Here is an 11787-nt window from a genome sequence, read left to right as displayed (position 1 = left end):
GCGCACCGGCCAGCCATTGGTTTGTTTCACAGCGCCGACGCTGGCCGCGCGAACCGCCGACGGCCCAGTCCGGCCGATCATGATCCGGCGGCGACCTCCCATCCGCCCGGGACGACCATCACCGGTCGATGGGAGTGGTGCACGGTTCCCACGGCGACGCTGCCCAGGACGACATCGCGAGCACCGGAGCGGCCTCGCGAGCCGACGACCACCAGAGCCGCATTGTGGTCGTCGGCGGCCGCAACCAGCGCTTCCGAGACGGCACGGGCGCGAAACCCATGACCGCGGTTGATGGTCAACCGAAGCACGTCTGCGGCTGCCGCTCCTGACGGACCGACCGGCGGTCCGGGCGCTGGGCCGTCGCCGACAGATATCAGCAACACATCTCGCTGCGGGCACAGTCGCTTGGCGGCTGCCAACGCCGTTGCCGCACCGCCCGAGCCGTCCCAGCCCACGAGAACAGGGCCGTTGGCGAGCGCTTCGTACTCGGCCGACAGCATCGGATGCGGCACCACGACCACCGGCTTCGGGCAGTAATGCAGCACCATGTCGGATACGCTGCCCAGCGCTGCTTGGGCCCCTCCGAGCCCGCGAGCACCGACAACCACCACGTCCGCCTGCGCGTCGTCGACAGCTTGAGCGATTCGCAGGCCCTCGGAACCCCACGTTCGCTTTAGCAGCGGCTCGGCACGCCACCCGGCGGCGCTGGCCAGCGTCACGCCCATCTCGACGATTCGTTGGGCCTCGCGCTCACCCTCCCGCTCGATCATTTCAGCCAGCTCGTTCGCATCACGAGCCATGGGGCGCAGCCGGCGACGCACCTTGTCACTCGCGAATGGCGGAACCCATAGATAGGTGATCCATCCATGCGCCCCGGGAAACAACAATGCACCGACAGCTAGTGCGGCACTCGCCCCCGGCGAACCGTCGTATCCCACAATCGCATCTACCGGCACCGGCGCACCTCCTGACCACGACGTTAGGCAGCCTCGGCCCCGGCGTCAGGAGGCATTGGTCCCTAATCGTGTGGTCGACGGTCATACGTCGATCATGCGACGGCCGTCAGCGCACCTTGTCCTCGCCGGCGGCACGAAAACCGTTGAACTCATGATGGTTTGGCTACCAACGCGGTGGCCTCAGTTCTGGTAGCCGTGCGCGTCAGTCCAGGCGGGTGGCCACCACGGCCCACACCGGAATGTGTACCCGGTGCTCTTCCAGCAGCGGCCCCAGCACACTCAGCTGTTGCATCAGCGGCTGAATGCGCTCGAGCATGTCGTCTTGAATTTGTGAAGTCACCTCTGTCATGGCAGCGAAAGTCCGTGGCAAGACACGTGCTTGATAGGTGGTGCCACCCAGGTAATCCACGCGCCAGCCGCTTGCGCCCAGCACCCGGTCGAAGTTGTCCGCCGGGATGCCGGCCCATTGGATGCCGTTGACGTTGTGCGGGCTGAACTCGAACATGTATAACCGCGCCCCGGGCTTGGTGGCCCGGTGCAGCGCCTGCGCATAGCGCGTCTGGGTGGCCTCGTCACCCAGGAAGACGTGATAGAAAGCGCTGTCCACCACGGTGTCGAAGCGGCCCTCGAAGCCGTCCAGCCGGGTGGCGTCGGCCACCTGGAAGTCGACGTGCACGCCGGCGCGTTCCGCGTTCCGTTTGGCCCGCTCGATAGCCGAGGGCGACCCGTCAATCCCGGTGGCCGAAAAGCCTTGCAACGCATATTGGATCGCGTGGTAGCCGGGGCCGGTACCGGGGTCGAGCACCTCGCCGCGGATGGCGCCATGGGCGACCAGCTGCTCCACCACGGGCTGCGGTCCACCGATGTCCCACGGGATCAGTTCCTCGGCCAGTTCCGCGTCACCGTACAAGGGCTCGAACCCGGCAACGTTGGTCTCGATCGTCATGTTCTTCTCGCTTCCTTCTCCGACGGGGAACGATGCACTTTGTATACGCTATCGTTCACTAAATCCGCAGCCTAGCCGATTCACACAGGGAACGCAATCGTCTACAACTGGGGTGAGAGGAGGCGGTGCTCGGCAAAGTGATGCGCCGGAGGAAAATCGGCGCTCACCTGATCAACGGTCGGCTGCGCCTGGTCGGTGGCAGGAGCTTCGCCATCCCACAAGCGCCGACACGGCACCTAAATCGCCCAGCAGACCGCCAGACGGCACTGCAGATTCCATGCGCAGCCACCGCCGCCGTTGGGCCGCCCCGCCCAGCCGGGCGCCAAATCCACGCGCGACGCGCACACCAGATCCACTGACCAAACCGCCAAATCAACTGGCGGGAAAGGTAACAGCGATACAGCGCTAGTGCGCCGAGACAACCGCCAACGGCACGGGACCCGGTGCTGGCTGGCCGTTCGGCCGGGCCCACAGACCCCTGCGCTCGAGGACCGGCAACACACCTTCGCCGAACGAGTAGGCCTCTTCCAGGTGCGGATATCCCGACAGGATGAAGTGGGTGATGCCCAATTGCGCATACTCGGCCAGCCGGTCGGCGACCTCGTCGTGCGACCCGACCAGCGCGGTGCCCGCCCCGCCGCGCACCAGCCCGACCCCGGCCCATAGGTTCGGCGCGACCACGAGTTGATTGCCGCTGCCGCCGTGCAGGTCCACCATGCGGCGCTGTCCCTCCGATTCGCTGCGCGCCAGGCTGGCCTGCACCCGTTTCACGTCGCCCGGGTCGATACCGGCCAATAGCCGATCGGCCTCCGCCCACGCCTGCGCGGAGGTGTCCCGGCTGATCACGTGAATACGCAAGCCGTACTGCAACATTCGGCCATGATCGACTGCCAGGCCACGAATCCAATCCAGCTTCTTGGCTACCGCCGCCACCGGTTCGCCCCAGGTGAGGTAGACGTCGGAATACTTCGCCGCTATCGGCCCGGCAGAGCCCGAGGAGCCGCCGAAGAATACCGGAGGGACCGGGTCGGGCCGGTTGTTGAGCGCCGCCTCGTCGACCCGGATGTGGTCTCCGGCGAACGTCACCGGCTCAGTCGACGTCCACAGGTGCCGCACGACGCGCAAGAACTCGCCGGTGCGGGCATACCGGGACTGCTTGTCCAAGAAGTCGCCGAAGGCACGCTGCTCATGCGATTCACCGCCGGTAACGACGTTGAGCAGCAGCCGCCCACCGGACTGGCGCTGGAACGTCGCGGCCATCTGGGCCGCCAGGGTCGGGCTCATCAACCCGGGGCGAAGCGCGACCAGAAACTTCAACGTCTCGGTACGTTCCACCAGCATTGCCGTCGTCAGCCAGGCGTCCTCGCACCACAACCCGGTCGGCGTGAGCACCGCCTCGAAACCGTTGGTCTCGGCGGCTGCACAGATCTGGTGCAGGTACTTCAGCGTCGCGGGCCGGTCACCATGCATTGCCGTTCCATGCCCGCCGGCGACCAGATTGCGGGAATCACCATACGTCGGCAAAAACCAATGAAAAGTCAGGCTCATTCGGGTCCTCTTTCGCTTTCCACGTTCCCCAGGTGATGTCCGGACGGTGACCCGGCCGACGAGGGTTGTGCTGTGCTGCCGATACCGAGTGCTCTCCATGATCGAGGCCGCAGCACCGCCGCCCAAGGGCGAAACCTCCCCAATCCGGTCCCCGGGTGGTGCAAGAGTGTGCAGTGCGGTGTGCGGCCAGCGCCTTGGATTCGGGCGGTCGCAGCGAAACCGCGCGGCACCCAAGTCCGTCCCCGGCTGCTGCGGTCAAGCATCACGATTGGGCCACCGATACGGCGTGGCTGGCAGGGAAATAGCCTGCCGGCGCGGCATTATGACCCCGTGGCCGACCTGACCCGTCGCGCGGTGCTGCGCATCGGCGCCGGCGCCGGCGCCGGAGCCGTCGGCGCGTGGGCATTGAGCGCCCTGCTGGATCCGCTCAAGCCGCAGGCGGCGCCGCCGCAGGCGCCCGCCCCGTTCGAACCTCCGGCTGCCGGAAGCAGCTTGCCGACCAGGCTTTCCGGCTCGTTCATCTCGGCGGCTCGCGGCGGTGTGAAGACGAATTGGGTGATCGCACTGCCGCCGGGCCAGACCCAGATGTTGCGGCCGGTGATCGCCCTGCACGGCAAGGATGGCAACGCCGGCATGATGCTCGATCTCGGTGTCGAAGACGGCCTGGCTCAGCTCGCCAAAGCGGGCAAGCGGCCCTTTGCCGTGGTGGGTGTCGACGGCGGCAACACCTATTGGCATCGGCGGAGGTCGGGAGCGGACTCGGGCGCCATGGTGCTCGACGAGCTGTTGCCGATGCTGGACTCGATGGGGATGGACACCTCGCGGGTGGGATTCTTGGGATGGTCCATGGGCGGATACGGCGCACTGCTGCTGGGCGCTCGACTGGGACCGGCGCGGACCGCCGGAATCTGCGCGATCAGTCCCGCCCTGTACACCTCGTTCACCGGCAGCGCGCCCGGGGCGTTCGACAGCTACGACGATTGGGTCGCCCACAGCGTGCTGGGTTTGCCTGCGCTGAACCAGATTCCCCTGCGCGTGGACTGCGGTACCGGTGACCGCTTCTATTTCGCGACCCGCCAATTCGTCCACCAACTGAAGGCACCCCCGTCGGGCAGCTTCTCACCCGGCGGCCACGACGCGCAGTATTGGCGCGAACAGCTGCCCGGCGAACTGGACTGGATGGCGTCCTAAGAGGCCGATGACAGTCCCGCAGGAAGACACCCCGAACCCGCCCAGCGCAAGAGCGCGGCCCCAACCCCGCAATCGGGGAACCGGTTTCCGCCCCGACATCGAAGGCTTGCGCGCCGTGGCGATCCTCGCGGTCGTGCTGTACCACACGGGCATCCCGGGCATCAGCGGCGGCTACATCGGTGTCGACGTCTTCTTCGTCATCTCCGGCTTCCTCATCACCGGATTGCTGTGGCGCGAGGCGACAACCACCAAAACCGTTGGACTGGGCCGCTTTTACGGCGCGAGGGCACGTCGGTTGCTGCCGGCCGCGGCCGCCGTCGGCGTGGTTACCGCGATCGGCGCCGCCGTCTTGCTGCCGCCGCTGCAGGCGCGGCGAGTCTTCGTCGACGGCATTGCCAGCGCCCTGTATGTCGGCAATTACCGGTTCGCTGTCCAGGGCACCGACTACCTGAATGCCGACCTCGCGCCCTCGCCATTCCAGCACTACTGGTCACTGGGCGTCGAGGAGCAGTTCTACCTGGTCTGGCCGGCCCTGATCATTGGTACCGCCTGGCTGCTGCGACGTACGGCCCGCGCCACCGTCGCGCGGACCGCGCCCTACGCGATAGTCCTCGGCCTGGTCGCCGCGGCGTCGCTGGCCGGCGCCGCGATCTGGACCCGGACGTCACCGCCATGGGCGTTCTTCTCGCTGCCCACCCGCGCCTGGGAGCTGGCCGTCGGCGGGCTCGTGGCCCTGTCGATCGACCGATGGCGGCGGCTGCCGCTGACGCCCGCGACGATCGTCGGCTGGGGTGGCCTGGCCTTGATTCTGCTGACCTGCACCCAACTGGGTCCCAGCACGCCATACCCGGGCACCGCCGCCCTGCTGCCGGTCCTGGGCACCGCACTGGTGATCGGCGGCGGCTGCGTCACCGGCGGCATGGGAGTCGGCCGTCTGCTGTGCCGGCCGGCGATGCGGGCGATCGGGCGGGTGTCGTATTCGTGGTATCTGTGGCACTGGCCGCTGCTGTTGCTGATGCCGCCGCTGCTGGGCAATGCCGCCGGCCTGCCGGCCCGGCTGGCCGCGACCATCGTCTCCGCCGGGCTCGCGGTGATCACGCTGCATCTGGTCGAGAATCCCGGCCGGTTCGCCGCGGCGTTGCGCCGGTCCGCCAAAGCAAGCCTCGCCCTGGCCGGTGCGGCCAGCGGCGTCGCGGCATGCGCATGCGCGGTGTTGCTAACGGCAGTGCCCGCCCCCGCCGGCCACGGAGCTGCCGCGCCGCAGGCCAAGATCGCCGCATTACCCCCGAGCGCCCCTGACGCGGGAGCCCTCAGTCCGCAGGAGGCGGCCGTGGGCACCCTGCTCGCCCAAGTCCGCGACGCGGTCGCGGCCTCCGCCGGCGTGCAGGCGGTGCCGTCCAACATCGACCCACCGCTGGCGGCGGCGCCCGGTGACAAGGCGCCGGTCTTCGTCAACGGCTGCCTGCGCTCCTGGCGCGAAGTCGGCCAGAACGAGTGCGCTTCCGGCGACACCGCCTCGCCGACCACAATCACGTTGGTCGGCGACTCCCATGCCGCCATGTGGGAACCGGCGCTTCAGCAGACCGCCGGGCAGCGGCACTGGCGACTGGAGACGTTGGCCAAGGTGACCTGCCCACTGCTGGACCTGCCGATCGTCAGCCCGTATCTGGGCCGCACGTACACCGAGTGTGAACAGTGGCGCACCGAGATCGTGAACCGGCTGCGAGCCGAGCGCCCGCGGCTGGTGGTGCTGGGCATGAGCCGGCGCTACCACGCGGACTTCGGCTTCGCGGCCTACGACCCGGCGTGGCTGGATGCGCTGACCCGGACGGTGGCGCAGCTTCGCAGCTTCGGTTCGGCCGTGCTGGTATTGGGACCGGTCGCCGATCCGCAGTCCTCGGTGCCGACGTGCCTGTCGGCGCACCTGGACGACGCAGGCGCCTGCGCGCCGCAGCGGTCCCTGGCCACCAACGCTGCCGGCGTCGCCGCCGAGGAGGCGGCCACCGCAGCCGGCGGCGGGCAGTATGTGGACCTGACCGAGCTGTTCTGCGCCGCTGATCGTTGTCCGGTGATCGTCGGCAACACGCTGGTGTTCCGCGACGACAACCACGTCACCACCGAGTACTCCCAGATGTTGGCGCCGGTGCTGGGTGCGCTGGTCGACCGGACCCTGGCGGGGGCGTGAAGTTTGATTGACGACACCGATGAATTTCTTTGCGGATGAACCACATAACGACGCCGAACGTGTTATCACTGAAGCAGTCTTGGAGGTTTCGAGATGAGTCCGTTGATGCTCGTATTTGTGACGGCGCTCGCGCCGGTCGCGGGGCTCGGTCTCGTGCAATTGCAAGCGCGCCTTGAGCGTTGGGACTACGAAAGGCACGCAGAAGACTGAATGGCGACGATTAACTCCTTGTGCGGCTGACGATTTGGACGAAAATCGGCCGGCTCATCCAAGCAACTGCGCCCGAATCAGCGGTGCGATCTTGTCCGCCAGGTATTGATGTCCTGCGTCGTTGGGGTGCACGCCGTCGGCACCGATCAACTCCGGCCTGTCGACGAACCAACCGTCGCCGATCGGATCGACGAACGTCGCTCCCGCGGCGTGGGCCGCGGCGTTGAGGACGTCGCGAATCTGCAGCACCCAGTCGGGGACATCGGCCGTCGGCCACGGCGGCCCGATCACCAGAAACCTCGCCCCCGGTGCTAGGCGGCGCGCCAAATCGAAAGTCCCGCGGGCCTTTTCGGACAGGAGTTCGGGTTCGACGCCCTCGTCGTTGCGGGAGCCGAAGAACACCACCAGCACATCGTCGGGCTTGACGGCCCGAGCAGTCAGATCCTCGAAGATGCTGCCGTGGTCGCCGGGTACCCCGTAGCCAGCCCGGCCCTCGGCTGCCACCTCGGGTGCAACCCGCTCACCGCCTTTTGCCAGCTGCTGCCAGGCGCGTGCCGTCCATGACTTGGCGCCCAGACCGCCCTCGTCGGTGCCGGCGGTATAGGAGTCACCGATAACCGCCAGATGTGTGAGCCGAAAGTCCATCGTCAGTGGGCGGTAGCTCAAATGTCTGGGTACCAGGCCGACCATCAACGTGAGAACGATGATGAACATGGCAACCCGACTCACTACCAACCTCCGCTGGGAAACGGCGTCGTCATCGTATGAAAAATACGGGCGGACTCGCCGTCGACGCGCTGCAACCCTCACACCGCGCGGGCCGAAATCCCCTCCCGGACAGCGTCGACCGGATGAAGCTTGGCGCTGGTGGACCCAGCGGGTTCGCTTCGCCCGTGCGCTGCTCGCACATCTACCATCCTGCGCATCCAGCGGCGCGCGGGCTCCTCGACGACGTGATACAGCAGCATCGAGGCACCAACCGCGATCACGAGTAGGCCGATGATGTTCCACTTCCACGGGTTGCCCTGGGGCGTGAGACCGAATTGAAGCACCGCCCAGCCCCACCCGGTGTGCACCAGCTCGTGGACCATGTACAGGCAGAACGAGATCTGCCCGCCGTAGACCATCAGCCGCGTCGACAGCAGTCTGGGCAAGCTGCCCAGGCCGACCGCCAGCGTGACCACCAGTGGCACGAACAGCACGTCGACCACCCCGCTGCTGTCCAGGACTCCGGTGATGGGATGCGCGTCCAACCAGTACAGGATGCCCACCATGCCCACGATCAGCAGCAGGGACAGGTATCCGGCGAAGCGGCGAGCGCGATTGGAAAGCCGCAACCGGCGCACCGCGGCACAGGCCAGCGCGCCCGCAATGAACTGCGTGACGATGCGCGGCAGCCAACTCCACGGCGTGTAGAACTGACCGCTGGCCAACAACAGCAACACCGGCGGCAACGACGCGGCGAAAGCCAGCAGCATCAGGCTACGAGCCCGCGTGGCCCGCTCCATCCGCAAGATCACCAGGACCAGCAGCCCGAACAGCAGGTAGGCCAGCCATTCTGCACTGATCGACCAGGCCGGCCCGTCCCAACTGGACCCGTCGAAGAACGGCTGAAACCACAACTGCACCAACAGGATCTGCCGCACATAGCTGATCGCTGTGAGATCTCTCACTTCCGGCAGCGGCACATGGCCGACGTGCAGACTCAGGATCACCAAGAGCGCCGCCAGATGCATGGTGACCAGATAAACCGGCCATACCCGGGCCAGGCGAAGCCACAGGAAATGCAGGGTGGCCCGGGTCGACCAGGAGCGGCCCATGCGCTCGAGATAGTTCCAGGTCAGCACGAACCCGCTGAGGATGAAGAACAGGTCCACGCCCTGCGCCCCGCAGTTGAGCAGCGGCGCGAGGGCGGCACGGAAATCAGGTGATGCGTCGCCCAGCATCGGCCGGAAGTGAAACAGCACCACCCACACCGCGGCGACGATGCGCAAACCGGTCAGGGCCTTGATCTCCCCGCCGATCTGACCCGTGATGTCTGCGGTGCGCACGAGGTTCTTTCCGTCTGGACTCTGCTGTTTCTTCATCTGATTGCCCTGCCCGCAAGCTCCCCCGCGAGCGGGCGGTGCCCCGCCCCACGCCGCCGGGCGGCGCACATGCTCGTCAGGCGAATGCCTACTGGTTCGGCTGAACGGGCGGCCCGCCCGTTCTCCAGCCCGCCGACCGGCGATGGGCAGCCGTTGCAGCCTAACAGCGGGCCGGCCTCGACGACACCGGCGCACCCTGGAGCTTGCCATGGGCCATCACCCGCCGGGGGGCGACAGCGCCCCTGAACGACGTTGCTGGCAGCTCGGCCAATGTGGCGAAAATCCCTCTTAGCAAAGAGTTAGACGCGGCTTTCGATCTCCTTAGGTTTGCGGGCTAGCGTGGGCGCAGACTGCCACGGGGAGTGAGGCCGCTCATGACTATCGCCGACGTCGCTGATCGGACGAGTCGACAGGGAAACTGGACCTACGACTGCGCCGGCGCTCACATTCGCGCGCATTGTCGTCACCTGGCAACGGTGGTGACCGTCCGAGGCGACATCGACGCCGTCAACATCGATGAGGTCGGCAGGTACCTGCAGCGGTTCATCCTCGAGGATCATCCCGTGGTCCTCGACCTGAGCGAGGTTAACTACTTCTCTGGGGCCGCTATCTCGCTGTTGCACATGCTCGACGAGAACTGCCATGCTGCCGGCGTGCAGTGGTCGCTGGTGGCGAGCCCAGCCGTCCGCCAGCTGCTCGGTGACGACCGCGGCGATGCACTGTTTCCCCTCACCGGTTCCGTCCACGAAGCGCTTCGCGACTTGGCCGACGCCATCGTCAGCCGCCGTCAGCTGGTCCTGCCGCTGATCAGGAAGACGGCTTAGCGGTCGGCTCAGTAGTCGGCTCGGTCCCCGCCGATGGCCGGGCACTGCGCCGCAGCCGGGCCGCCCCCACCACCGTGAGAACTCCGGCGACCGTCGCCAGCAACAACGTCAGCACCAACAGCTGCGGGTGATAGACCACCGACACGGTGACCGGCTGCCCGTCGGCAACCGGCCCAACCACCACCGTCGACCTGGTATGCAGCCAGCTGGCCACCGTGGCCACCACCGCGGCCAAGGCCACGGTCAGCTCAGCCATCGCCCGGTAACGAGCGGTCACCGCGCCGACCCCGTGTCGTCGTCGTCGACGTCCACCTGAACGGGTTCGACACGTTCGGTGACCAGTGGAGTTAGCGCGGCGCGCAGATGACGATGCCGTCGCGCCCAGGCCTGGGCGGTGCGGCCTCCGGTGAGCTTCAGACCGACGCCCACCCGGCCTCGGGGTACCCCGACCAGTTCACCGAGTGCGCGTGCCGACTGCCACCCGGCCAACGGCTTGCCCGAAGCCACCGAGTTCTCCGGCTCGGGAAACACCTTCACGATCTCCGACACCAGAATGGTCTCGGTGCCCTGCCGTAACGCGTCTTCGGTCAGCTCCACCGAGGTGTGGATGCGCGCCGCCTTCACTTGCACCGCCACGAACGCCGACACCATCACCAGAAAAATCGCCGGCGTTACCAGCCCCACCCCGCCGCCGCTGGACATTTCGATCAAGATCATCGAAACCGCTGCGAACGGGCCGGCCAGCAACCAATACCAGCTGGCGCCGGGTTCGTAGAACAACGGCTTGGATCTGGTGTCCCGCGCTGATGTCATGGAAGCCTCCGTCACGAAAGCCAACCCGCCGCTTGGGCGGCCCAGTAGCTGAGCACGATATCGGCCCCGGCGCGCCGGATGCTGGTCAGCGATTCCAGCGCGGCGGCGCGTTCGTCGATCCAGTTGTGAGCCGCGGCCGCGCAAATCATCGCGTACTCCCCCGAGACCTGGTAAGCCGCCACCGGCACCGGCGAATTCGCGGCAGCCGCGGACACGATGTCGAGATACCCCATCGCCGGTTTGATCATCACGATGTCGGCGCCCTCGTCCAGATCCAGCTGGATCTCGCGCAGCGCCTCGCGCGCATTGCCCGGCTCCTGCTGGTAGGTCCGCCGGTCTCCGGAAAGGCTGCAGCTCACCGCCTCGCGAAAGGGGCCGTAGAACGCCGAGGCGAACTTCGCGGCGTAAGCCAGGATCGCCACGTCGGGATAACCGGCGGCGTCCAGGCCGTCGCGGATCGCGCCCACCTGGCCGTCCATCATTCCGCTCGGACCGACCACCTGTGCCCCTGACTGTGCTTGGGCCAGCGCCAATTCCACGTAGCGCTCCACGGTGGCGTCGTTGTCGACCCGGCCGCGCTCGTCCAGGACGCCGCAGTGCCCGTGGTCGGTGAACTCGTCGAGGCAGGTGTCGGCCATCAACACCGTCGCGTCGCCCAGATCCTTGGCCAGATCCCGAAGCGCGACGTTGAGGATGCCGTCCGGATCCGTGCCGGCCGAGCCGACGGCGTCCTTGTCGCGGTCACGGGGCACGCCGAACAGCATCAGCCCGCCGACGCCGGCAGCGACCGCGTCGGCGGCGGCGCTGCGCAGCGAATCACGGGTGTGCTGGACCACGCCCGGCATAGAACGGATGGGGCGCGGTTCCGATATACCGTCGGCGACGAACATCGGTAACACCAAATGCCTTGCCTGCAACGAGGTTTGCGCCACCAACCGGCGCATCGCGGGGGTTGAGCGGAGCCGGCGTGGCCGCTCCCGCGGCCAGCTCATGCGCGGCGGGTCGCCGCGCATGAGCTGGCCGCGGG

The 11787-nt window shown here is 67.3% G+C and carries 11 protein-coding genes; 3 read left to right on the top strand and 8 right to left on the bottom strand.

What is annotated here, in order from left to right:
- Window positions 1-77: 77 nt before the first annotated feature.
- From EET13_RS03900 to EET13_RS03890, 3 genes are all read right to left on the bottom strand, one after another.
- Window positions 78-956 (bottom strand): universal stress protein, encoded by an 879-nt coding sequence (locus EET13_RS03900; protein WP_122441062.1) that lies wholly within the window; start codon window positions 954-956, stop codon window positions 78-80.
- Window positions 957-1158: 202 nt separating this feature from the next.
- Complete coding sequence (locus EET13_RS03895) at window positions 1159-1902, bottom strand: class I SAM-dependent methyltransferase (protein WP_122441061.1); 744 nt, start codon at window positions 1900-1902, stop codon at window positions 1159-1161.
- Window positions 1903-2307: 405 nt separating this feature from the next.
- On the bottom strand, window positions 2308-3450 hold the full coding sequence (locus EET13_RS03890) for an LLM class flavin-dependent oxidoreductase (protein ID WP_122441060.1): 1143 nt from the start codon (window positions 3448-3450) through the stop codon (window positions 2308-2310).
- Window positions 3451-3780: 330 nt separating this feature from the next.
- Here EET13_RS03890 and EET13_RS03885 point away from each other — a divergent pair, with 330 nt between their 5' ends.
- A complete protein-coding gene (locus tag EET13_RS03885) occupies window positions 3781-4641 on the top strand; it encodes an alpha/beta hydrolase (RefSeq protein ID WP_211189023.1) in 861 nt (286 codons plus the stop codon).
- A gap of 7 nt (window positions 4642-4648) precedes the next feature.
- Window positions 4649-6826 carry an acyltransferase family protein gene (locus EET13_RS03880; RefSeq protein ID WP_122441059.1) on the top strand — a complete coding sequence of 726 codons (2178 nt, stop codon included), beginning with the start codon at window positions 4649-4651 and terminating at the stop codon, window positions 6824-6826.
- A 264-nt stretch (window positions 6827-7090) separates the two neighbouring features.
- Here the strand turns inward: EET13_RS03880 and EET13_RS03875 are convergent, their stop codons facing one another.
- Both EET13_RS03875 and EET13_RS03870 read right to left on the bottom strand, forming a co-directional pair.
- Window positions 7091-7750 (bottom strand): Rv0518 family GDSL lipase, encoded by a 660-nt coding sequence (locus tag EET13_RS03875; protein WP_425294221.1) that lies wholly within the window; start codon window positions 7748-7750, stop codon window positions 7091-7093.
- A 92-nt stretch (window positions 7751-7842) separates the two neighbouring features.
- Window positions 7843-9123, bottom strand: a complete 1281-nt coding sequence (locus EET13_RS03870; RefSeq protein ID WP_122441057.1) for an acyltransferase family protein — start codon at window positions 9121-9123, stop codon at window positions 7843-7845.
- Between the two features lie 374 nt (window positions 9124-9497).
- Here EET13_RS03870 and EET13_RS03865 point away from each other — a divergent pair, with 374 nt between their 5' ends.
- Window positions 9498-9947, top strand: coding sequence for an STAS domain-containing protein (locus EET13_RS03865; RefSeq protein WP_122441056.1), 450 nt, complete (start codon window positions 9498-9500; stop codon window positions 9945-9947).
- Here the strand turns inward: EET13_RS03865 and EET13_RS03860 are convergent.
- Genes EET13_RS03860 through hemB form a run of 3 tightly spaced genes read right to left on the bottom strand, consistent with a single transcriptional unit; the run spans window position 9931 to window position 11752 of the window.
- Window positions 9931-10224: a hypothetical protein gene (locus EET13_RS03860; RefSeq protein WP_122441055.1), complete on the bottom strand. Its 294-nt coding sequence runs from the start codon at window positions 10222-10224 to the stop codon at window positions 9931-9933. The two genes, EET13_RS03865 and EET13_RS03860, sit on opposite strands and share 17 nt — an antisense overlap.
- Window positions 10221-10760, bottom strand: coding sequence for a DUF3093 domain-containing protein (locus EET13_RS03855; RefSeq protein ID WP_122441054.1), 540 nt, complete (start codon window positions 10758-10760; stop codon window positions 10221-10223). Before EET13_RS03855 ends, EET13_RS03860 begins: the two co-directional genes overlap by 4 nt.
- 11 nt (window positions 10761-10771) lie before the next feature.
- Window positions 10772-11752 carry a porphobilinogen synthase gene (hemB, locus tag EET13_RS03850; RefSeq protein WP_122441101.1) on the bottom strand — a complete coding sequence of 327 codons (981 nt, stop codon included), beginning with the start codon at window positions 11750-11752 and terminating at the stop codon, window positions 10772-10774.
- Between the last annotated feature and the right edge of the window lie 35 nt (window positions 11753-11787).

The organism is Mycobacterium attenuatum (assembly GCF_900566085.1).
In the GTDB taxonomy this organism is placed as follows: Bacteria; Actinomycetota; Actinomycetes; order Mycobacteriales; family Mycobacteriaceae; genus Mycobacterium; species Mycobacterium attenuatum.
Note: the sequence above shows the minus strand (reverse complement) of the source record. Positions and strands in the feature narration are given on the sequence as shown.